28 protein-coding genes are annotated in these 21,329 nt (G+C 67.7%); 21 read left to right on the top strand and 7 right to left on the bottom strand.

Annotated features, from left to right (window positions below; genetic code table 11):
• Positions 1–45: 45 nt before the first annotated feature.
• Together RL72_RS16940 and cmtR are read right to left on the bottom strand one after the other, a co-directional pair.
• Positions 46–693: a cation diffusion facilitator family transporter gene (locus RL72_RS16940; RefSeq protein WP_045252166.1), complete on the bottom strand. Its 648-nt coding sequence runs from the start codon at positions 691–693 to the stop codon at positions 46–48.
• Positions 690–1,049 carry a Cd(II)/Pb(II)-sensing metalloregulatory transcriptional regulator CmtR gene (cmtR, locus tag RL72_RS19635; RefSeq protein ID WP_082072476.1) on the bottom strand — a complete coding sequence of 120 codons (360 nt, stop codon included), beginning with the start codon at positions 1,047–1,049 and terminating at the stop codon, positions 690–692. Before cmtR ends, RL72_RS16940 begins: the two co-directional genes overlap by 4 nt.
• Positions 1,050–1,231: 182 nt before the next feature.
• On the opposite strand from cmtR, the gene RL72_RS20615 reads away from it, so the two are divergent.
• The 5 genes from RL72_RS20615 to RL72_RS16925 all read left to right on the top strand — a co-directional run bounded on the left by RL72_RS20615 (position 1,232) and on the right by RL72_RS16925 (position 3,865).
• Entirely contained in the window at positions 1,232–1,429 is a 198-nt protein-coding gene (locus tag RL72_RS20615) for a cation efflux transmembrane domain-containing protein (protein ID WP_338101515.1), read from the top strand.
• Positions 1,430–1,494: 65 nt separating this feature from the next.
• Positions 1,495–2,043, top strand: coding sequence for a hypothetical protein (locus RL72_RS20305; protein WP_211256076.1), 549 nt, complete (start codon positions 1,495–1,497; stop codon positions 2,041–2,043).
• On the top strand, positions 2,040–2,330 hold the full coding sequence (locus tag RL72_RS20300) for a hypothetical protein (RefSeq protein WP_211256075.1): 291 nt from the start codon (positions 2,040–2,042) through the stop codon (positions 2,328–2,330). The genes RL72_RS20305 and RL72_RS20300 overlap by 4 nt, the downstream gene beginning before the upstream one ends.
• Positions 2,331–2,500: 170 nt before the next feature.
• Entirely contained in the window at positions 2,501–3,532 is a 1,032-nt protein-coding gene (locus RL72_RS16930; RefSeq protein ID WP_156156831.1) for a hypothetical protein, read from the top strand.
• 108 nt (positions 3,533–3,640) lie between these two features.
• A complete protein-coding gene (locus RL72_RS16925; RefSeq protein WP_248700510.1) occupies positions 3,641–3,865 on the top strand; it encodes a histidine ammonia-lyase in 225 nt (74 codons plus the stop codon).
• Positions 3,866–3,907: 42 nt separating this feature from the next.
• Here RL72_RS16925 and RL72_RS16920 read toward each other — a convergent pair whose 3' ends face one another.
• Positions 3,908–4,843, bottom strand: a complete 936-nt coding sequence (locus tag RL72_RS16920) for a sugar-binding transcriptional regulator (protein ID WP_045252035.1) — start codon at positions 4,841–4,843, stop codon at positions 3,908–3,910.
• 95 nt (positions 4,844–4,938) lie between these two features.
• On the opposite strand from RL72_RS16920, the gene RL72_RS16915 reads away from it, so the two are divergent.
• The 5 genes from RL72_RS16915 to RL72_RS16895 all read left to right on the top strand — a co-directional run bounded on the left by RL72_RS16915 (position 4,939) and on the right by RL72_RS16895 (position 9,978).
• Positions 4,939–6,327: an ABC transporter substrate-binding protein gene (locus tag RL72_RS16915; RefSeq protein ID WP_082072475.1), complete on the top strand. Its 1,389-nt coding sequence runs from the start codon at positions 4,939–4,941 to the stop codon at positions 6,325–6,327.
• A 57-nt stretch (positions 6,328–6,384) separates the two neighbouring features.
• Positions 6,385–7,230, top strand: coding sequence for a carbohydrate ABC transporter permease (locus tag RL72_RS16910; RefSeq protein WP_045252033.1), 846 nt, complete (start codon positions 6,385–6,387; stop codon positions 7,228–7,230).
• Positions 7,227–8,093, top strand: a complete 867-nt coding sequence (locus RL72_RS16905; RefSeq protein WP_052674475.1) for a carbohydrate ABC transporter permease — start codon at positions 7,227–7,229, stop codon at positions 8,091–8,093. The genes RL72_RS16910 and RL72_RS16905 overlap by 4 nt, the downstream gene beginning before the upstream one ends.
• A 65-nt stretch (positions 8,094–8,158) precedes the next feature.
• Positions 8,159–9,190, top strand: coding sequence for an NAD(P)-dependent alcohol dehydrogenase (locus RL72_RS16900; RefSeq protein ID WP_248700509.1), 1,032 nt, complete (start codon positions 8,159–8,161; stop codon positions 9,188–9,190).
• Positions 9,187–9,978 (top strand): HAD-IA family hydrolase, encoded by a 792-nt coding sequence (locus RL72_RS16895; protein WP_052674474.1) that lies wholly within the window; start codon positions 9,187–9,189, stop codon positions 9,976–9,978. The genes RL72_RS16900 and RL72_RS16895 overlap by 4 nt, the downstream gene beginning before the upstream one ends.
• Here RL72_RS16895 and RL72_RS16890 read toward each other — a convergent pair.
• Entirely contained in the window at positions 9,912–10,601 is a 690-nt protein-coding gene (locus RL72_RS16890) for a GNAT family N-acetyltransferase (RefSeq protein ID WP_052674473.1), read from the bottom strand. The two genes, RL72_RS16895 and RL72_RS16890, sit on opposite strands and share 67 nt — an antisense overlap.
• Before the next feature lie 94 nt (positions 10,602–10,695).
• On the opposite strand from RL72_RS16890, the gene RL72_RS16885 reads away from it, so the two are divergent.
• Genes RL72_RS16885 through RL72_RS16875 form a run of 3 tightly spaced genes read left to right on the top strand, consistent with a single transcriptional unit; the run spans position 10,696 to position 12,691 of the window.
• Positions 10,696–11,256 carry a helix-turn-helix domain-containing protein gene (locus tag RL72_RS16885; protein ID WP_346218197.1) on the top strand — a complete coding sequence of 187 codons (561 nt, stop codon included), beginning with the start codon at positions 10,696–10,698 and terminating at the stop codon, positions 11,254–11,256.
• Positions 11,249–12,187, top strand: a complete 939-nt coding sequence (locus RL72_RS16880) for an EamA family transporter (protein WP_248700508.1) — start codon at positions 11,249–11,251, stop codon at positions 12,185–12,187. Before RL72_RS16885 ends, RL72_RS16880 begins: the two co-directional genes overlap by 8 nt.
• Before the next feature lie 42 nt (positions 12,188–12,229).
• Positions 12,230–12,691, top strand: a complete 462-nt coding sequence (locus RL72_RS16875) for an SRPBCC domain-containing protein (protein ID WP_045252030.1) — start codon at positions 12,230–12,232, stop codon at positions 12,689–12,691.
• 30 nt (positions 12,692–12,721) lie between these two features.
• On the opposite strand, the gene RL72_RS16870 is transcribed toward RL72_RS16875, so the two are convergent.
• The 3 genes from RL72_RS16870 to RL72_RS20290 are packed head-to-tail and all read right to left on the bottom strand — an operon-like array spanning position 12,722 to position 14,423.
• Complete coding sequence (locus tag RL72_RS16870; protein ID WP_045252029.1) at positions 12,722–13,081, bottom strand: MmcQ/YjbR family DNA-binding protein; 360 nt, start codon at positions 13,079–13,081, stop codon at positions 12,722–12,724.
• A 2-nt stretch (positions 13,082–13,083) separates the two neighbouring features.
• On the bottom strand, positions 13,084–13,620 hold the full coding sequence (locus RL72_RS20295) for a GNAT family N-acetyltransferase (protein WP_045252028.1): 537 nt from the start codon (positions 13,618–13,620) through the stop codon (positions 13,084–13,086).
• Between the two features lie 59 nt (positions 13,621–13,679).
• Positions 13,680–14,423, bottom strand: coding sequence for a formylglycine-generating enzyme family protein (locus RL72_RS20290; protein WP_045252027.1), 744 nt, complete (start codon positions 14,421–14,423; stop codon positions 13,680–13,682).
• A gap of 41 nt (positions 14,424–14,464) precedes the next feature.
• Between RL72_RS20290 and RL72_RS16855 the strand changes: the two genes are divergently transcribed.
• The 8 genes from RL72_RS16855 to RL72_RS16820 all read left to right on the top strand — a co-directional run bounded on the left by RL72_RS16855 (position 14,465) and on the right by RL72_RS16820 (position 21,311).
• Entirely contained in the window at positions 14,465–14,977 is a 513-nt protein-coding gene (locus tag RL72_RS16855) for a DUF2127 domain-containing protein (RefSeq protein WP_052674472.1), read from the top strand.
• Positions 14,978–14,986: 9 nt separating this feature from the next.
• Positions 14,987–15,559: a dihydrofolate reductase family protein gene (locus RL72_RS16850; protein ID WP_045252026.1), complete on the top strand. Its 573-nt coding sequence runs from the start codon at positions 14,987–14,989 to the stop codon at positions 15,557–15,559.
• A 54-nt stretch (positions 15,560–15,613) separates the two neighbouring features.
• Positions 15,614–17,056: an adenosylhomocysteinase gene (locus RL72_RS16845; RefSeq protein WP_052674471.1), complete on the top strand. Its 1,443-nt coding sequence runs from the start codon at positions 15,614–15,616 to the stop codon at positions 17,054–17,056.
• Positions 17,053–18,360 (top strand): amidohydrolase family protein, encoded by a 1,308-nt coding sequence (locus RL72_RS16840; RefSeq protein ID WP_045252025.1) that lies wholly within the window; start codon positions 17,053–17,055, stop codon positions 18,358–18,360. The genes RL72_RS16845 and RL72_RS16840 overlap by 4 nt, the downstream gene beginning before the upstream one ends.
• A complete protein-coding gene (locus RL72_RS16835; RefSeq protein WP_045252024.1) occupies positions 18,357–18,788 on the top strand; it encodes a cupin domain-containing protein in 432 nt (143 codons plus the stop codon). Before RL72_RS16840 ends, RL72_RS16835 begins: the two co-directional genes overlap by 4 nt.
• Positions 18,789–18,850: 62 nt before the next feature.
• A complete protein-coding gene (locus RL72_RS16830) occupies positions 18,851–19,714 on the top strand; it encodes an ABC transporter substrate-binding protein (protein ID WP_248700507.1) in 864 nt (287 codons plus the stop codon).
• Complete coding sequence (locus RL72_RS16825; RefSeq protein ID WP_045252023.1) at positions 19,711–20,577, top strand: amino acid ABC transporter permease; 867 nt, start codon at positions 19,711–19,713, stop codon at positions 20,575–20,577. The genes RL72_RS16830 and RL72_RS16825 overlap by 4 nt, the downstream gene beginning before the upstream one ends.
• Positions 20,574–21,311: an amino acid ABC transporter ATP-binding protein gene (locus RL72_RS16820; RefSeq protein ID WP_045252022.1), complete on the top strand. Its 738-nt coding sequence runs from the start codon at positions 20,574–20,576 to the stop codon at positions 21,309–21,311. Before RL72_RS16825 ends, RL72_RS16820 begins: the two co-directional genes overlap by 4 nt.
• The last annotated feature ends 18 nt before the right edge of the window (positions 21,312–21,329 follow it).

Below are 21,329 nucleotides of genomic sequence, written 5' to 3'. Positions count from 1 at the left end.
ATCCTGCGCGCCGCCGAGCGATGACGTTCACATCACGACGGACTATCAGTCGTCGTCTTCGAGGTCTTCGAGGACCTCGAAGGGCGACTCCACGTCACCCCGCCACGCTTCAATGCCCTCGCGGATCGCGAGGAAGGCGACCACCAGGGCTGCAATGGAGTCCGCCCACCACCATCCGAAGAGACTGTTCAGGGCCAGGCCAATGAACACGGTCCCCGACAGATAGATGCAGAGAATCAGCTGCTTCGCATCCGCCAACACGCTCTTGGACTCGAGCTCTCGCCCTGTCCGCACCTCGAACCAGGCCAGCAGCGGCATGATGATCAAGCTCAACACCGTGATCCCCAATCCGAGAGGGCTGTGTTCCGCGCCCTCCTGACGAATCAAGGTCAACACCGCATCGACAGTCACATACCCGGCCAGCGCAAAGAACGCCACCCCGACCGCCCGGACGGTTACCTTCTCCCAGCGCTCGGGATCCTTACGCGTGAACTGCCACGCGATCGCTGCTGCAGAAAGCACCTCCACGACCGAATCCAGACCGAACCCGATCAGCGCTGCCGAGGAGGCAAGGACACCGGCCCACATTGCCACGACCGCCTCGATGACGTTGTAGCTGATCGTGAACCCAACGATGAACCGCACTCGCCGATGAAGCGTCTTCCTACGCTCATCCGTCAAAGAAGCGCTCATGCTCGCGCCCCGGCCCCACAGCAACCAGGCACCACGCACGCGTCGTCGACGCACGCGGCGTTCTCATCCACGGCCAACGTCACATCAACCAGCGCATTGAGTGCGGCTGCAAGATGCGGATCCGAGATCTCATAACGCGTCTGACGCCCCTCTGGCTCACCCACGACGATCCCGCAGTCCCTCAGGCAGGTCAGATGGTTTGACACGTTGGACCGCGACAGGCCCAACGACCGAGCCAAGACCGCCGGATAGCTCGGACCCTCCAACAGCGTCATCAGAATCCGTGAACGCGTCGGATCGGCCATCGCTCGACCCAACCGATTCATGACATCAAGACGCGAAGCTATAGTCAGCACTCAATGACTATACAGTCGCGGATGAACCATCGCCGACCGGACAAGCTGCCCAGCGAGGTCGCGACACCCGCGCTATCAGCGCGAATACGCCGCCCGAGAATACGCGCCCACATCACTAATGGATCGACTGTGCCCTGAGCTCCGAACGCGACTCCCCTCGCGGCAGACCGTGCTGATCTTGGCTGTCCTCGCGAACTCTCGGCAACCCGGTCCTGGAACACGAAGCACGCTTCACATTTTTCGATGGGCTGCTCGCCGTCGCAGTGCTCGCAGGAGTCGTCCTCAACACCACCCTCAAGTGGTGGTGGGCCGACGCCGTCGTGAGCCTGGTCATCGTGTTCTACGCCGTCCGCGAACCCATCGGCATCTTCCGCCCCTAGGGTCGCTCCGCGGAGCGCGGGCGCCGTCTCCGTGGCGAGTGCCGCTGGCCCCATATCCTGACGAGGTGAAGGCCCTGCCACGACGAATCCCCGCCGATGCCGAGCTCGACGCCTTGATGCGGGTGTACGGGTACCGTTTCACGCGCACGGGCGGCGTCGCCGGAGCCGACCCGTCCAAGGATCCGGTCCACGTCGCCGAGGCCGAGCAGTTGGGATGGCCCGTGCGCACCCTTGAGCGACTCACGCCGACCGAGATCCTCGACCGCTCGGTCGCCGCGGTATCCGCGCTCGACGAGGACGCCGTGCTCGGCGCCTTCGTCGCGGGTCTCGGCAGCGCTCGCCACGGACGGCAGACCGTGATCTCGTTCGCATGGGCGAGAAACCTCGCAACCGCGCCCGCGGGCGACGACGGGCTGCCCGATTGCGGACTCAGGGCGTCTCCCGGCGGCGCCTTCGAGCTCGACATGACCGAGGTGCTGGTGCGGCTTGCGCTGGGCTGGGCCTGGAACGAGCAGCCGCATCGCTATCTACCCGACCTCGAGACCGCTGCCGCGGCGGGCCTCCCCTCCCCACGACCGACGACAGGGAGCGGCTGCGGGCGCTGCTGGAGGTGATCTCGGCCCGACCGTCGGGAACGCGCGTCGGTGAACTGGAGAAGGCGGTCGCCCGAGCCAAGATCGTGCCGGAAGCGGACAGATATCAGCGATACGGCATCCTCATCGGACTCGCCGAGTACGGGCTCCTACCAGGCACGCTCGACCCCGGATGGGACCGGTTCGTCTCTCGCGCCGAGTTCGCCGAGGCATGGTCGGGCGGCCCGCGATCCGACATCACGCCACCGCTCTCGGGGTGGCGTGGCGGCATCGATGAGAGCCGGGCGGCCCGCCTGCGCGCGCTGTGAACGCGTCATGGACGACGGTGGATTCGGTGCGGGACTCTCGCGGGACATGGATGTGCAGCTCGAACGCGGGGTCATGGCTGCTCAGGCACACCGCGTGATCACCACGCGGCTGGCGTCGAAGCACCGGCGCACGGTGAGGGCACAGTCCGCGAGTTCCGCGCGAACCGATTGTGGCGCGTCTCTGCGGTCTGACTGAACCCACATTCAATCTAAGCTACGCTCGCAGCGTGGACAGCATCGATATGTATGTGTCATCGCTTCCTCCGCAGCAGGCCGCCGTGTTCGCTCAGCTGGCGGCGGGAGCTTCGGAACTGGCGGCGCAGAAGCCCGACATCCAGGACTTCGTCTTTGTGCCCGGGCATGCGCACCCGACCTGGGATGACGGGCAGAGTGTGCTGTGGCGCGCCATCGAGCAGATGATGCTGGCCTCGCCGGCCGGCGACGACGAACTCCCCGTCATCTGGGTGGGCTACGACGTGGCGACGCGATTCACGAACAAGCGCGAGGCGCAGGGCTTTCTCGTCACCGACCGTCGGCTCATCGTCAAGGACGACGTGGATCTGGTGTTCAGCAAGGGCGAAGCGCGACAGTATCCCTTCGCGGCCGGGGTGGCGGACGCGGCGGATGCGGCCCGCGCGATCGCATCGCAAGGGATCGACGGCTATGACTGGAACGGCGCTGGATCGCTCGTCGACGAAGAGGATGTCGAGTGGTTCCGTGAGTTGCTGGTCGCGGCGATCACCATGACGTTGGAAGCCGGCACGAATGCGGACACGCCGCTCGTCGCCGCCCTCACGACGGCGAGTGACATCCGCGGGCGGGTGAAGGAGCTCGGCCTCTCCCCCGCGGTGAAATACGCGGATGACAAGACGCATGCGAAGCACTTTGCGAAATTCGCGAAGAAGATGCCCCTCGACGCGGGCGAGGAGATCCTCGCGTGCTTCAGCGCCAGCACCCTGGCGGGCCCGTACGGACTCGTGCTCACGGATCGCCGGCTGCGATCGCGTGATCTCGGTGAAGCTCCCGTGACGACACCGCGGTCTGTGATCGAGCCCGCCGCCGTGCGAGTGAATCCGGCGAACGGGAGTCAGATCCTCGTCGCGCCCGGCGACGCGCACGATGTGCCGAGTCATCTCAGCGCGCGCGAGGTCAGCGCCCTCGTCACCCTCATCCAGGAGTGGGCCGGCGGTCGCGTCGGCTGAACCGGCCTCGCCCGGGTCCGGTTCGGCTCAGCGCCGAATGGCGCCCGACTGCGTCGCTTACGCTGATCACGAACCGGCCCAGTCGGCCGCGTAGCGAGGAGGACCACCATGGGCGTCGATTTCCCGTCGGGCATGATCTCGGTTTCGACCACGAGCGGTGACGTGGTCTTGCTGCGCATCTGCGACCTGTGCGGAGCGGCTGTGGTCGAGGCCGAAGGATCCGATCTCGCCTTCCACAAGCGCTGGCACCGGGTGACGGGCTCCGGCAACTGGGTCGATCCCGCGACGGGTCGGATCCACGGCGTCGGGAGCGCGTCTCCTCCCGGCAATTGACGACTCGTCAGTCGGGAGGCCGTGGACTGCCCCGGCTTGCATTCAGTCATGCGCGAGCGCAAAACGCGCTCGCGCAGCGTCTGTGATCACCACGTTCACGAGCCCTGAGCGCAACACGGCAAGAAGTGCGACATCCTTGCCCGGGCCACCGCCGAGCGCCATCGACAACGGAACCCGCGCGAGTTGCTCAGTCGTGACGCCGATGAAACGATCCTCAAGCGTGCGCACTTCGCGCCCGCCGCTGTCGAGAAGTGTGGTGCCGAACTCAGCGACGATGCCTGCTTCCAGCATCCGCTCCAGTTCGCCGAGCGCGTCCAGCTGCCGGGCGAGCAGAGAGCTCTCGGGCCAGCCGCCCACCGTCAGCACGGCCTTATCGAGGCGACCCATACGCCTGAGGACGTCGGCTACTGCCGGCTGGCTGCTGATGGCCGTGCATGCAGCCGCGTCGGTGCTGACGAAGGGGGCATGGAGAGGGTGTTGTCGCCCTCCGGAGACTTCGCTCATCCGCATGAGTGCCCGCAGGCTGCCCATAGGGTCACTAGACGCCACACCCGTCAGCTGAATGGCATCGCAACTGGGCAGGGTGGTGAGCATGCCGAGAGTCTCCAGGATTGTGCGGCCTGGTCCCACGCCGACGAGGTCGTCCTCTTCGATCGTTTCTGCGAGCACACGGGCGGCGACGTGCGCGATCGCCGTCCTCGCGCCTTGCTCGCTATCGACCGCGGGCACCACGACGTATGCCGCGTCGAGGTCGAACCGCTGCTGGAGTGTTGACGAAAGAGCGGGATCTATCGCATCCGGCATCCGGGTCACTACCTCGACCAAGCCCGACGCGCGCGCCCGGTCGATCATGCGGCTCACGGTGAAACGCGAGACCTGGAGCTCCTCTGCAAGCTCGAGCATGGGTCGGCCGTGCTGCAGGTGCTGAACCGCGGCATACGCACTGCGCAACTGTTCGGTCAGGGGGCCGATGCTCATATGTGCACCCTATCATCACATCCGTGAAGGCCTCACTACGATCTCCGATAGCCGCCGTCTCAGGCGGCGGACATCCGAGCTCAAAGGAGTGCTGAATGGTTTCCATCCCTCAAGGCCGACGTGCTCGTCGGACCTTCACCGCGGGCGCCGCTGCGGTGGCGGTCGCGGCCGCTCTCGCCGGCTGCGCGTCGTCCGGCAGCGGTGGCCCTTCCGGAGACTCCGGCAGCGTGAAGTCGTTCGACTGGCAGAACTACAAAGGTCAGACGATCAACGTGCTGATGAGCGAGCACCCCCTCTCGGACTCGGTGAAGCAGAGCGTGAAGGACTTCGAGAGCAAGACTGGCGTGACGGTCAACATCGAAACTCTCAGTGAGAACGACTACATGGTCAAGCTCCTGACCGAACTGCAGTCGCAGTCGGGGTCATACGACGTGTTCATGACCTCGCAGCCGATGAACTACCAGTACGCCGCGGCTGGATGGATCGAGGATCTGACTCCCTGGATCAACGACAAGAAGCAGACCGCTTCGGACTGGGACTTTCAGGACTTCTTTCCGGCGCTGACGAAGGCCGAGCGGTGGAACAAGACCGACTTCGGGGGTGCCGGCGAGGGTGGACAATGGGCCATCCCCGCCAATGAGGAGGGCTACGCGCTCTTCTATCGCAAGGACATCCTCGACGCGGCAGGCATCGGCGTGCCCCAGACGATCGACGACCTGATCGCGGCGGCGAAGAAGTTGAACGGCACGCAGTTCGATGGCAAGACGATCAGCGGTTTCGTGTCGCGAGGCGACAAGACCTATCCGACGCTCAACCCCTTCTCGACGTTCGCCGGCGCCTACGGCGTGAAGGACATCACTGACGGCAAGGCGACCGTGAACTCGCCTGAAGGCGTCGAAGCGGTCGAGAAGTGGGCCGACCTGATGAAGTCTGCGCCGAAAGCCGCGAGCACCTACACCTGGTACGAAGCGCAACAGGACTTCCTCGCGGGGAATGTGGCCTTCTACATCGATGCCGATCACATGGCTCCCGACTTCGAGAAGCCCGGCAGCGCAATCGCAGGCAAGGTCGGCTACGCGCTTCCTCCCGAAGGCCCGAAGGGCCGTGCGTCGAGCATGTGGCTGTGGTCGCTCGGCATGAACGCGTCGTCGAAGCACAAGGGCGCCGCATGGCAGTTCATCCAGTGGGCGACTTCGAAAGAGCAGCTCACGGCCGCGATCTCGAACGGAAACATGAACCCCACCCGCATCAGCGTCGCCGACAGCCCCGAGATGGCCAAGGCCACGGAGGCGTGGGGCGACTACAACAAGGTCTGGAAAGAGATCCTCTCCGACCACGCCAGCTGGATGTACTCGCCGGCGGCGACCTGGACCGAAGCCGGCGACACGTGGGCGACGGCAATCCAGTCGGCCGTACTCGGCAAGCAGAGCGCGAAGCAGGCACTCGATGACGCAGCGGCCAAGATCGACGCCGCAATGAAGTAACCCGATGGGGCGCCGCCCGACGCGGGCGGCGCCCCGAGACGCTGACGAGGTCTTCGTATGAAACACAAGCCGTACCTCCCGTACGCCCTGCTCGTCCCGGGCATCGCGGTCCTGCTGGCCATCCTCTACCCGTTCCTGACCGGAGCATGGTGGTCCTTCACCTCCTACCGACTCAACCGGGGCGCGCCCCAGTTCAACGGCGGACAGAACTTCGTGGAACTCTTCACGACGGGTGAGGGGCTGCATGCCATCGGAGTCACCCTGCTGTATGCGATCACTGTCGTCGTGATCGAGTGTGTCGTCGGCATAGGGCTCGCCATCCTGTTGAACCAGGGTCGCTATGGCAACACGTTCCGGCTGCTGATCGTGCTGCCTCTTCTGCTGCCACCGGTCATCGCGGCGCTCATGTGGAAAGTGATGCTCACGGAGAACGGCGTCGTCGACTGGCTGCTCCATCAGCACCTGCTGTGGTTGAACGGCCCCGACAGCGCACTGGGCTCAGTCATCCTCATCGACGTGTGGATCTTCACGCCGTTCGTGGTTCTGCTTGCTCAAGCCGGACTGAAGAGCGTACCCACCGAGCTCCGCGAGGCATCAGCGGTCGACGGCGCAGGGCCGATCCGCAACTTCTTCGAGATCACGCTCCCGATGCTGAAACCGGTGCTCGTCGTGATCATCGCCTTCCGAGGGATCGACTCGCTAAAGATGTTCGACATCATCTACACCACCACCAAAGGCGGACCCGTCGACGCGACCACCAACCTGCACGTGCTCGGATACCTCGAGGGCATCCGCAATCTGAACTTCGGCGCGTCGATGGCGGCGCTCATCGTTCTGTGGGCCCTTTGCTATGCCATGTCCCAGCTGCTTCTCAAGGCACGCCGCGAGGAGGCGACCGCATGACTTCTCTGGCCAGTCACGACCGCAAGACGAGGACCCGCCGACGCCGGTCACTTACGAAGCACACTGTCTGCATCGCGATCCTCAGCGTCTGGGCCGTCTTCGCTCTCGCACCGATCGTGTGGATCCTGATGATGTCGTTCAAGCAGCCGGCAGACATCATCGCGTACCCGCCAAGACTCGCCTTCACACCGACGGTCGACAACTATGTACGGATCTTCAGCGGTCCTGAGTTCCTGCAGCCATTCGTGAACTCGATCATCGTCACCGTGGGCTCGTTGCTGCTCACCCTGGTCATCGGGCTTCCCGCTGCGTACGCGCTGGCCCGGTTCTCCTTCCGTGGACGCGAGAACATCGCCTTCGGTCTACTGTCGTTGCGCTTCGCGCCAGAGTTGCTCGTGATCCTCCCGCTGTACTTGATCTTCCAGAAGACGGGGCTCTCCGACAACTATCTCGGCCTCATCCTCGCGTATCAGATCGTCACTCTGCCGATGCTCGTGTGGATGCTTCGGTCCTTTATCGAGGATCTGCCGACCGAGCTGGAAGAGGCCGTCGCGGTCGACGGCGGCAACCGCTGGACCGCATTCCGGCACGTCCTGTTCCGGCTGATCGCTCCAGGCCTCGGGGCGAGCATGATGCTGTCCTTCATCTGGGCTTGGAACAGCTACACCCTCCCGCTGGTGCTCAGCGGCCGCAACACCCAAGTCATCACCACCGGAATCCAGCAGTACATCTCGTACCAGTCGATCGATTGGGGCCCCATGGCGGCCGCGACGGTCATCTCGATGCTCCCTGGCATTCTGTTCGCGATCTTCTCACTGCGGTGGATCGTGGGCGGGCTCACCGCGGGAACGGTCAAGGGTTGAGAGCCCGACAACAAACACGGGCGCGAGCCCACGAAAGGAGACCCATGTCTGTCCCCAAGAGCATGATGGCCAGCGTGCTGACAGGTCCGAAGACCATCGAGCTCACACAGGTGCCGGTTCCGCAGCCGAAGCGCGGAGAGGTGCTCGTTCGGGTCACCGCCGTCGGAGTCTGCGGTTCGGACACACACTTCTATGAGGAGGGTCACGTCGGCGACATCGTCGTCCAGGGCCCGGTGCTGCTGGGACACGAGACGGCCGGGGAGATCGTGTCGGTCGGCGAGGGGGTCGACCCAGGACGCGTCGGCGAACGCGTCGCAGTCGAGCCGCAGTCGCCGTGCCGCACGTGCGAGTTCTGCAAGAGCGGTCGTTACCACCTGTGCCGTGACGTGAGGTTCTACGGTGCCTGGCCGGTTGACGGCTCGTTCGGCGAGTTCGCGCTCGTAGACGACGACTTCGCGCACCGCGTCCCCGATTCGTTGTCGGACGAGGCCATCGCGCTTCTCGAGCCGGTGTCAGTAGCTGTGCACGCAGCGCGTCGTGCCGGCGTCTTCGGCGGATCTCGTGTGTACATCACGGGCGCCGGACCCATCGGCGTGCTCAATGCGCAGGTGGCGCGTGCGTTCGGTGCGGTCGAAGTGGTGATCAGCGATCCGGTCGAGCACCGTCGCGAGTTCGCGCTGAAACACGGCGCCACCCGCGCGCTAGACCCGGGACATGCCGATCTCGCTCCGTTCGCCGAGCAGTTCGACATCTACATCGACGCCTCAGGCAATGCCCACGCGATCCGCTCCGCGTTCCCCCTGATCAAGCGCGGAGGCATCGCAGTTCTCGTCGGCATGGGCTCGGACGAGATCATGATTCCGGTCGCCCTGCTTCAACACCGCGAGATCACGCTCACCGGTACCTTCCGCTACGTCAACACCTGGCCCACCGCGATCGACTTGGTCGCGAGCGGGCGTGTGGACGTGAGCGAAATCGTGACCGGCCGCTATGGGCTCGACGACGTCGAGGTGGCGCTGATGAAGGCGAAGACGGATCCACTCGCCATCAAGACCATGATCATCCCCGGTCTGACACAGCGCGCCAGCCTGACGTGATCCAGAGCGACAAGGCGGACCCATTGCCGGTGCTAGAGCACCGGCAATGGGTCGTCTCCGAAGTGCTGTTTGACATGGATGGCACCCTGGTGGATTCGATCGAGGCGGTCGAGGCCGCATGGAACACGCTCGCGGCAGAAGAGGGCCTCGTGATCGACGTGCGGCGCGGCTACCACGGTCGCACCGCACGGGACATCGTCGCGGCGGCGTTCCCGCCTGAATGGCGCGAACGTGCTTTCGCCCGCCTGGAGCAGCTGGAATCCGCGCCCGGGCAGCACGTTCGACGGCTGCCCGGCGTCGATCGACTGCTCAGCAGCATCCCCCGTGAGAACTGGAGCATCGTTACCTCTGCCACGCGGCCGGTTGCCCTCGCGCGCATAGGCGCAAGCCGGATCCCCGCGCCTACCCTGCTCATCACCGCAGACGACGTCTCGAACGGTAAACCGGATCCGGAGCCGTTCCGGCGCGCTCAACGTCGGGCAACGAAACAGATCCCTGCGCTCGCGGTCGAGGACACGCGCGCCGGGCTGATCGCCGCTCGTCAGGCCGGTTGCCTGACGATCGGCGTACTCGGTACGGAAGACCTGGAGCAACTGCTGATGTCCGCAGATGCGGTAGTGCGCTCGCTCACTGATGTCGTGGTCGCGGTGCGGGACGACGGCTTCCTGACCATCGACGCCACGGTGATCGTGTCACGGCAGAACGGGTCGTCCTCGGGGCGTTACGGAGCCCCGCACGTCCGTTCGGCCTCGGCCGACGGCGCGAACGCCCCGGGTTCCCTCCAGTAGGTCTGCACGACGGCACCGGTTTCGAGCTGCACCTTCGAGTGCGGCCGATAGCCGAGGAGCTCGTATCTCCGGTCGCTGACGGGGTTCGAGGACTCCAGGTACGTCGGTATCTCGAGCGCGTCGTAGCGCGACAGCGCCGTGCGGAGCAGGCTCATCCCACGTCCTCGGCCTCGCCATTCCGGCGCCACGCCGAGAAGCGTGAGATACGCGTGTGGCTCGGCGGGTCGGGCGTCCGCGAACCGTTCCGACGCGCGTGCGAGTGCGGCCGCTGCGGCCGGTCCCAGGAGGTCGAGCACCATCTCGCCGTACGCGTCGTGCGAGGCGTCGGAGACCTCATCCTCCCCCGGCGGCAACCAGACCGAGACGGCCTTGAGGGCCGTTCCCTCCGCCGGCTCGACCAGCGAATCCGGGAAGCGCACGGCTTGGCCGCACAGGAAGCGCCAGAAGACGTCGGCGACCGAGTGCCGTCGCCCGGACGCAGGGAAAGCCGGGCCCCAGACCGGATCCTCCAGAAAGGCGAGGGTGAGGATTCGCGCCATCTCCGCGACGTCGACGGTGCGGGCCGAACGCACCACTCCCCTGCTGTCGTCCTCGACGACGTGCTCCTCGAATCTCTCGTCCATGATCCACATGGTGCCATGACATGCCTCAAGAGGGCACTATGCTGCACTCATGGATTCACAGACAGATCCCCTTGCGCAGGCCATCGGCGTCCGCGTGAAGCGTGAGCGGATCGCACGCGGATGGACGCTCGATCAGTTGGCCGAACGGTCCGGAGTGAGCCGGCGCATGATCATCAACGTTGAGCAGGCGGCCGCCAATCCCAGTCTCGAGACGCTTCTGCGGATCTCCGATGCGCTCGGGATGGGACTGCCCGCGCTCGTCGAGCCACCGGCTGCGAAGACGGTGAAGGTGACGCGTGCAGGAGAAGGCGCGACGCTGTGGCGGGGCGAACTCGGCGGATACGGCATGCTCATGGCCGGGACGGAGCCGCCCAACGTGGTCGAGCTGTGGGAGTGGGTGCTGCCCTCGGGCGATCGCCACGACAGCGATCCTCACGCCGGCGGCACCCGAGAGCTGCTGCACGTGACGGAGGGTTCGATCACCGTGTCGGCCGGCGCCGAAACCTATGACCTCGTCGTCGGCGACACCGTGTCGTTCTACGCCGACGTCGAGCACTCCTACCACAACCCCCACGACGCACAGGCACGATTCGTCCTCTGCGCTTACGAGCCGGGCGTCGGGATCGCCCATGGATCGGAGACCGAAAGTGCCTGAGTCCTTCACCTCGTCCGAGCGCGGCTCCCGGATCCCGCCGTGGTCGATGGCGATCGTCGCGATGATCGCCGTCCAGCTCTCCAACGCGCTGTCCGTCCCGGTCATCGAGCAGGTCGGCCCGGGCGGCACCGCATGGCTGCGCATGTGCTTCGGAGCAGCCTTCCTCTGGCTGATCGCGCGGCCCTCGATCCGCTCGCTGAAGGGCAAGGACATCCCCGCCCTGCTGGGTCTGGGCGTGGTCACCGGGTTCATGACCACCTTCTTCCTCGCGGCTGTCGAGCGCATGCCGCTCGGCACGACGGTGGCGATCGATTTCCTCGGCCCTCTCACCGTGGCCGGTCTGATGAGCAAGCATCGCCGGGCGCTCGTGTGGCCGCTTCTCGCGTTGATCGGCGTCGTGCTGCTCACCGAGCCGTGGCGCGGGAGCTTCGACGCGATCGGAGTCGGCTTCGCGGTGGCCGCGGGCACATGCTGGGGCCTCTACAACGTGCTCACCCAGCATGTCGGCGACCGGTTCTCCGGTATCAGCGGACTGTCGCTGACCATTCCGGTGGCGGCGGTGGCGACGCTGCCCATCGGTCTGCCGCAGGTCATCGGCGGCGCGTTCACCTGGTGGGTGCTGCCGGCCGCCGCGGGGATCGCGTTGATCACGCCCGTGATCGCCTTCGGTCTGGAGATGCTGGCGCTGCGACGCATGTCGCACACGGCGTTCGGCACGCTGCTCTCCGTCGAGCCCGCGTTCAGCGTCATCATCGGGTTGCTGCTGCTCGCACAGATGCCCAGCCCACTGCAGATCCTGGGGATCGCAATCGTCGTCGTCGCGGGCGCGGCGGCCCAGCGCACCGGATCCCGAAGCGAGCAGCCCGCTGTCGCCGATCCCCCCGTGCCCGCGAACGCCGGCGATGCCGCGGCACGCGCGCCCCGCGAGTAGCGAGGTCGGAATGCCCTGCCGCGTTCAACGGTTCACGACGACATGATCACCGGTGAGTTCTCCGCCGCACGAGTGTTCGCGAGACCGCTTTCGGAGGTCTGGCGCGGGTACAGCGACCCGGCGCTGCGCAAGCGATGGCGGTCGATTCCGGGATCGCGGGGCAGCTTCTCCGTCGACTTCCGCCCCGGCGGACGGGAGCTCGCCGAAGGAATCTTCGCCCCGTCCGGGACGGATGAGACGATCCGGTCGACGACGGAGTTCCTCGACATCGTGGACGGTGAGCGCATCGTTCTCGCCTCTTCCTTGCGCGTGGACGACGTCCTGCGGTGGGCGTCGCTCGTGACTCTCGTGTTCCGCGGCGACGATCTCACGACCTCGGTCACGCACACGGAGCAATACACGTTCCTGGCCTACGACGGCGACGGCGCCGACGACGAGGCGCACCTCCGCGGCAGCCTGAGCCTGCAGTGGAACCGCTTCGAGCTCGCACTCGACCAGCGCTGAGCCGAGCGCGCTGCCATCCCGGGCGCTCGGTCAGGCCGGACCGTCCGGGTGGGCGAGGTCGTAGGCGCGCGAGAGCTTCTGCGGGACGACCATGCGCCACGCGTCGACGACGAACTCGCGCGCCTCCCCCGGATCGAGCGCGGCGAGATCCGCTCGCACCCAGTGGAATCGCATGTCGGACGGCGAAGGCAGCTGGAACTTCTCCGGCTGGCCGCCGATCAGTCCCTCGCGCAGCTCCTTGGGGAAGCCGAACTCCATGATCAGCGCATCGGGCGAGAAGGCCACATACACGAGCTGTCCCACCCGGAACTTCAGCCGGCCGCGGACGGAGACCTCGTAGGAGCGCTCGAGCGAGGACCCGAGATCGCGCACATCGTCGATCGTCGCCATGCTCAGCTCGCCGGATCCCGCACCGTCAGCAGTGAGCGTCCGTGCTCGCTCTCCTTCGTCACCTCGCCGGTCTCCACGAAGCCGAGCTTCTCCAGCACGTGGCGCGACGCGAGATTCCAGTCCCAGACGGTCGCCCACAGCCGCGGACGGCCCTTCTCCGCCGCCGATGCGATGACGGCTCGCCCGGCTTCCGTCGCATAGCCGCGACCATGCACCGCGCGGAGCAGTTCGAACGCCAGTTCCGGCTCGGCGGCGTCTCCATGGCCGTCATAGACGAGTCCGCAGTATCCGATCACCTTTCCGGTGTCGCGGAGCACGACCGTCAGCAAGTCGGTGCGGCCCTCGCCACGCATTTCGAGGATGTGACGGAGGATATCCGCCTCGGTCGGACGGCCATCGCGATCGATGCGGCGATGCTCGGGCACCCGCGGGTCGCGCTCGAGCCACAACTGCCGGAACACCACGGCGTCGGCCGGGTCCTGCGGCCGGAGGATGAGCCTCTCGGTCGTGAGGACAGTCGGGTCGGTCGACTCGCGCATGTCGACATCCTCGCATCGCCGCGTCTCCGAGGGAGCCCGGGACCGTGAGGGGACCGGGGTCAGCGTCTCGGCGTCCAACCGGACGGCAACGGTCCGGCGAGGAGCGCACGATCTTCGTCCGCCGCCTTCGACCAGCCCTGGGCAGCGTCCACGCTGTCGAAGCCGCCGCGCGCGACGCGGAACCCGAGGTCGTCCTGCGCGGTGCGCGGATCCCCGCCCCGTCGCACCGAGGCGCGGACGCTCCACGCATCGTCGGCGAATCCGCCCCCGCGGAACACCCGGTACTCGCCGTAGCGGGCCGGATCCAGCAGATCCCAGCACCACTCCCACACGTTGCCGAGGGTGTCGAAGAGCCCGTTGAGATTCGGCATCCGCTCCCCCACGCGCTGGGCGTGGCGCACGCCGTCCGCGGCGGTCCAGGCGATCTCCGGGAGAGGCCCGTAGTGCGGAGCCGTCGATCCCGCGCGGCACGCGTACTCCCACTCCGCCTCGGTCGGTAGACGGTAGCCGTCCGCGGTCACGTCCCAGTGCACCTCGGCACCGTCGAAGCGATAGACGGGATCCAGGCCCTCCCATTCGGACGCCGCGTTGCAGAAGCGGATCGCGCGCTGCCAGGAGAGCTCCACCGCGGGGCGATCGGGATGCTCCGCCGCGACGCCGAGCATCTCGGAGACCTGCTCCTCGGTCACCGCGAAGACCCCGATCTCGAACGGCGCCAGGTCCACGGTCCAGCGCCGTCTGGTGCGTGCGTCGTGCAGGGCGACGGCACCGGCCGGCAGGGCACGCATCTCGATCTCACTCATCTCAGGGCAGTCTATGAGGCGCTCTCTCTAGCATCGGATTCATGACGGACGTCTCCGCGTCGCACCGCACCCTGGATCGGGTCTTCGCCGTGAGCATCGTGCTCAAGGGTCTGGACGGCGCGGCCGAGCTGATCGGCGGACTCGCGCTGCTCTTCCTCTCTCCGGCCACGCTGCGCGACTGGCTCGGCGACGTGGTCTCGTTCGTCCTCGTGGGCCACGAGCGCTCCCCCGTCTTCCACTGGGCCATGCACCTCGGGGACTCCTGGGGCACCAGGACGACGCTCTTCGCGGCGGCGTACCTGCTGCTGCACGGCGTCATCAAAGTCGTGCTCGTCTGGGCGCTGCTGCGGCAGCAGCTCTGGGCGTACCCGTGGATGCTCGCGGCCCTCGCCGTCTTCATCGCCCTGCAGTGCTACGAGTTGATCGTCCACTTCAGCTGGTGGATGCTCGCCCTCACGCTCTTCGACGTGTTCATCGTGTTCCTCACCGCGCGGGAGTGGCAGCTGCATCGACATCGCCGCGCCACGGCAGCCGATGTCGGCGGTCCGGCGTAGCCTCCCGGGATGACACGTGCGATCTTCTTCACCGCTTCGACGCTGAACGGCTTCCTCGCCGACCCCGATGACTCGCTCGACTGGCTCCTCACCATCCCGCAGGAGCAGGCCACGGCCGACATCGCCGCGTTCACGGAGAGGGTCGGCGTTCTCGTCGAAGGGTCGTCGACTTACGAATGGGTGCGCGACCACGAGGATCTGATGCGCCATCCGGAACGGTGGCAGCAGTTCTACGGTGAGCGACCGACGTTCGTCTTCACGCGGCGATCCCTGGAGACGGTGCCCGGCGCCGACATCCGATTCGTGCAGGGATCGGTGGCGGATCACTGGTCCGACATCGTCGCGGCGGCTGCGGGAAGAGACGTGTGGATCGTCGGCGGCGGCGATCTCGTGGGCCAGTTCGTGGATGCGGGCCTGCTCGACGAGATCGTGGTCACCTTCGCGCCGGTGACCCTGGCGGCGGGCAAGCCGCTCCTCCCCCGAGACCTCGATCACACCCGGCTCGAGCTCACCGGCGCCCGCCAGGCCGGCCCGTTCGCCGAGCTCACCTACCGGCTGATCGGGCGACCCGATGCGTCGTGATCCGGCGCCGTCGCACGGCGTTCGCGGACCGGCGGAAACCTCTACGCTGATCAGGTGCCCGAAGCCCTCCTGACCGCCGAGCGTCTCGTGCGCCGGTTCGCTCGTGACACCAACCTCCTTGTCGCAGGTCGCAGATTCGCCGTCGTCGGCGGCGGCGCTGTCGCCGACGAACTCGGGGCCCTTCTCCTGCGCCTCGGCGCCCGCGTGGACGGTGGGACCGTCGCGTTCGTCCCGGGAGCCGAGGTCGAGATCCTGCTCGACGGAGCACCGTTCCCCCCGCGCGCGAGCGCCGACGACCGCATCGACTTCGCGGGTGACCACATGCCGGTGTCTCGAGGCATCGCCGCGACGCTGAGGGACGCGCGCGTGGTGCGCGGCGTCCGGATCGGCATCGCCATGGTTCTGGAGCCGAAGACGGCGCAGCTCGCTCTTCTCCTGCGCGACGCCGGCGCCGAGGTCTCGGTGTACGCCCACCCGGACGAGATCGACGTCGAGGTGGCTGCAGCCCTGCGCGCTCGGGGCATTCCGGTCGATGGCGATCCGGCGCTGTCCGGCACAGCCGAGCGCGACGCCGCGCTCGCGTTCCTCCGCCGGGGCCACGACCTGCTGCTGGATGATGGTTCGCACCTGATCCGGCTCGCGCACGAGGCCGATGTCCTGGAGGATCTCCGCGGCGCCGCCGAGGAGACGACGAGCGGGCTGACCCCGCTGCGGCGGATGGCGGCGGAAGGCGCGCTGCGGATCCCCGTGATCGCCGTCAACGACGCGCCCATGAAGACGGCTTTCGACAACCGCTACGGCACCGGCCAGTCCTGCGTGTTCGCCATCGCGGACGTCCTCGACGCGGCGGGGATCGCACTCAGGGACCAGCCCGCGGTGGTGGTCGGCTACGGCCCGGTCGGCGAGGGCGTCGCGGCGCATCTGCGTGCTCTCGGCGCCGTGGTCGGCGTGACGGAGACGGATCCGGTGCGCGCCCTGCGCGCCGCTCACGACGGCTACGCGACCGGGCTGCTGCGCGACCTCGCCCCGGGCGCCCTTGTCGTCTCGGCGACCGGCGTGCCGCACACGATCGACGCGGAGACCCTGCGTGCCGCCCGCATCGTGGCCGTGGCCGGCGGCGTGCCGGAGGAGGTGGATCTCGACCTCGCGGACCTGCACCCGGTCTCACTCGCGGACGCCCCGCTGCCGCACCTGGACCGGATCGGCGACGGCGCGCTCATCGTGGCGCGCGGAGGCTGCGTCAACCTGGCCGCCGCCGAGGGCAACCCGATCGAGATCATGGACCTGTCCTTCGCGGTGCAGCTGTCGGCCGTTGCGCAACTGCTCGGCTCCCCTCTCCCGCCCGGAGTGCACCCGTTCCCCGCCGAGGCCGATGCGGCCGTGGCGCGAGCCGCCCTCGCCGCACGGGGCGAGCGCGTCGACGCCCGCAGCGAGGCACAGCAGCGCGCGCAGCAGGACTGGCGCTCGCCCCGCTACCGCGCGGGAGGCCGCGCGTGAACGACGTCACCCTGTATTCCGCCGGCCAGGTGTTCCCCGTGACCGCGCCGCCGATCGCCGAGGGCGCGGTGGCCGTGCAGAACGGACGGATCCTGCACGTGGGCGAACGGGCCTGGGTCCGTCGCTCGCTGGCCGACCGCGGCATCGTCCCTCACGAGGTGCACTGGCCCGGAGTGCTGATCCCGGGGCTCGTCAACGCGCACTCGCACCTGCAGTACACCGGGATGGCGGAGGTCGGGCAGGGGCGGTATCACGGGTTCGAGGACTGGGCCCGCGCGTTCGACCCCGTGTACGAGCGAGGCCGGGACTGGGCCGCGGATGCGGCGGACGGTGCCGCCCGCCTGATCCGCACCGGCACCACGGCGGTCGCCGACGTGGTCACCGACGTCGATGCCGCTTCGGCCCTGCACGACGCCCGCCTGCACGGGATCACCTACTGGGAGGTGATGAGCTGGACCAACGCCGACTGGGCCCGCACCGGTCGCCGGCAGGTCGAGGACGCCCTGGACGCGCTTCCCACTCCCCCGGGCACCGGGCTGTCTCCGCACGCTCCGTACTCCCTCGACATCGAGCCGCTGCTGGAGATCCCCGACATCGTCAGGGAGCGCGGCGGACGGATCCACATCCATCTCGGCGAAGCCGCCTTCGAAAGCGAGTTCGCGCACGACCAGGCCCATGCGTGGCACACGGCAGGCCTCGCGAGCTTCCAGGAGCTCCGTGACGCGGGCTTCGGGACCAGCGCCACCGAGTTCGTCGACCAGCTCGGCGTGCTGGGACCCGACTGCCACATCGCCCACGGCGTGTACATGAGCGCCCGCGACCGGGCGATCCTGCGCGAGCGGCACACGAGCGTGGCGCTCTGCCCGCGCTCGAACGCGGTGATCGGCCTGGAGGAGCCGCCGATCGCCGCCTACCTGCGTGAGGGCAACCCGATCGCGGTGGGCACGGACTCGCTCTCCTCGAGTCCGTCGCTGGACCTGCTCGCCGACGTCGCGGAGCTCGCGCGCATCGCCCGCGCACAGGGGTACACCGATCGTGACCTGCACGCGCGGCTTTTGAACGCCGCGACCCTGGGCGGTGCTCATGCGATGGGGATCGACGTCGGCCCGGATCGCACCGGATACCTCGCTGTCGGAGCGCTCGCCGATCTCGCCTTCTTCGACGTCGAGCCCGGCGAGGACGCGGTCGTCGAACTGGTCGAGCACGGTGCCGGTCGCGCCGCGGCCACCGTGATCGCCGGAGAGGTCCGCCACGCCACCGCGGCGTTCGAGACGCCGCCGTCGCCCCGAGGAGACGCATCATGACCACGTCCGTTCCCGCCACCGCAGCCCGGCTCGGACTCGAACCGCATCCCGAGGGCGGGTGGTTCCGGCGCACCTGGACCAGCGCGCACCCCGTAGAGACGGCGGGCGGAACCCGGCCGGCGGCCACATGCATCCACTACCTTCTGACGCCGGACGAGTCCAGCGCCTGGCACGTCGTCACGAGCGACGAGCTCTGGCTGTGGCACGGTCCGGGACGCCTCGAACTGCGACGGGGTGGCACGGGGGCGGCGCCGGATGAGACCGACACGATCGTGCTCGGTCCGGGTGAAGCGGCCCAAGCCCTGGTCCCCGCCGGCGTGTGGCAGGCGGCTCGACCCCTCGACGATCTCGAGGTTCTCGTGTCCTGCTTCGTTTCGCCGGGTTTCGACTTCGCCGACTGGCGTCTCGCCGAATCCTCTACGGTATGAACGGGGCACCTGCGCCCGCAGTCTCACCCGTCCGCCCCCGCACCCGCATTCCAGGAGTCCCTGTGTCCCTCGCACCCGCTCTGCGCCGCACCGCGCTCGTCGCGACGGCCGTCGCCGCCGTCCTCACCCTGGCCGCCTGCAGCGGTCCCGCTTCGTCCTCCACGCCGACCGGCGGTGCCGACGCCACCGGCGCCGCCCTGCAGACCGTCACCGCGGGCAAGCTCACCATCGCGACGGGCGACCCCGACTACGAGCCGTGGTTCATCGACAACGATCCGTCGAACGGCAAGGGCTTCGAGGGCGCCGTCGCCCACGCGGTCGCGGCGGAGCTCGGGTTCTCCGACAAGCAGATCCAGTGGACGCGCACCGGCTTCGACGCCGCCATCGCTCCGGGCCCCAAGGACTGGGATCTCAACATCCAGCAGTTCTCCATCTCCGAGGACCGCAAGAAGGCCGTCGACTTCTCGTCGTCGTACTACACCACCACGCAGGCCGTCGTCGCCGCGAAGGGCACGCCCGCCGCCTCGGCGAAGAGCATCGCGGATCTGAAGAAGGCCAAGGTCGGCGTGGCGACCGGCACGACGAGCTACACGGTCGCGAAGGCGCAGCTCGGCACCGGTGACCTCAGCGTCTTCAACTCGGTCGACGACGTCGTGCAGGCGCTCAAGGGCGGCCAGATCGATGCGATGATCACGGATCTGCCCGGTGCGTTCTACGTCACCGCCGCACAGTTCGAGAACGGGACTGTGGTGGGGCAGTTCGCCGATGACAAGGGCGGCGACCAGTTCGCATTCGTGCTCCCGAAGAACTCCCCGCTCACTGCGGCCGTCACCAAGGCCGTCGACGCGCTCAAGAAGAAGGGCACGATCGCGGAGCTTCAGAAGAAGTGGCTCAGCGAGGCCGTCAACGTCCCCATCCTGAAGTGACCTCTCCCCTCGTCGACGCGGCGTGGCAGCCGAGCCCTCTCGAGCTGTCACGCCGCGCGCTGCGGCGTCGCGCCACGACGCGCTCCGTCCTGCTCGCGCTGCTGAGCACCCTCATCGTCGCGGCGGTGCTCGTCGCCGTCGTCGCGAACACGCCGGGGTGGAAGGTCGTCCGCGAGACGTTCTTCGACCCGAAGGTGGCTCTCGCCAGCATCGGGCCGATCTTCCAGGGCCTGCTCGTCAATCTCCTCGTGCTGGTGATCGCGGCGGTCTGCGTGGCCCTGCTCGGCACGCTTCTCGCCGTGCTCCGGTCGCTGCGCGGAGCCGTGTTCTTCCCGCTCCGTCTGCTCGCCGCCGCGTACACCGACTTCTTCCGCGGCGTCCCCCTGCTGATCGTGCTGTATCTGGTGGGCTTCGGGATCCCCGCGCTCATGATCTTCCCGCGGATGCCGGCGATGTTCTGGGGCACGATCGCGCTCGTTATCAGCTACTCCGCGTACGTCGCCGAGGTGCTCCGCGCAGGCATGGAGGCGGTGCATCCGTCGCAGCGGGTCGCGGCGCGCTCGCTCGGTCTCACGCACGGACAGACTCTGCGGATCGTCGTGATCCCGCAGGGCGTGCGCAAGGTCGTGCCTGCTTTGATGAACGACTTCGTCTCGATGCAGAAGGATGTCGGGCTCATCTCGGTGCTCGGGGCCGTCGACGCCGTGCGGGCGGCGCAGCTCCAGGTGGCGGAGACCTTCAACTTCACGCCATACATTGTCGCCGGGCTCTTCTTCGTGATCCTGAGCTGGCCGATGATCCGCCTCACCGACGTCGTCACCGCGCGGCTCAACAAGCGCGAGCAGGCCGGAGGGATCGTATGACCGCCCCCGTGATCGAGGCGCTCGGCGTCCGCAAACGCTTCGGCGACCACGACGTGCTGCGGGGCGTCGACCTCGCCGTGGCCGCGCACGAGGTCGTGGTGCTGATCGGCGCCTCAGGATCCGGAAAGTCGACCCTGTTGCGCACGATGAACCTCATCGAACGGGTCGACGACGGCCAGATCCTCTTGTCCGGGACGGACATCACCGATCCCCGCGTGGATGCGGATGCGGTCCGGGCACGGATCGGCGTCGTGTTCCAGCACTTCAACCTCTTCCCGCACCTCACCGTGCTCGACAACGTCACGCTCGCGGCCCGTCGCGTGCACCGCGTGTCGAAGGCGGAGGCCGCGCGCCGCGGCCGGGAGCTGCTGACTGCTCTCGGTCTCGGCGACAAGGCCGGCTCCTACCCGGACCGGCTCTCCGGCGGACAGCAGCAGCGCGTCGCGATCGTGCGTGCCATCCTCACCGACCCCGAGCTGCTGCTCCTGGACGAGATCACGAGCGCCCTGGATCCGCAGCTGGTCGGCGAGGTGCTCGACCTCGTCCGGGAGCTCAAGGGCCGCGGGACGACCATCCTGATGGCGACGCACGAGATGTCGTTCGCTCGCGAGGTCGCCGACCGCGTCGTCTTCCTCAAGGACGGTGTCCTCGTCGAGCAGGGTCCGCCGGAGCAGATCTTCGGAGCTCCCCAGCATCCCGCGACGGCGGAGTTCCTCGCCCGCGTCGGGCACTGAGTCCCGGCGAGGGCGACC

Source organism: Microbacterium azadirachtae, assembly GCF_000956545.1.
Classification (GTDB): Bacteria; Actinomycetota; Actinomycetes; order Actinomycetales; family Microbacteriaceae; genus Microbacterium; species Microbacterium azadirachtae.
This window is presented reverse-complemented; position numbering and strand designations above follow the sequence as displayed.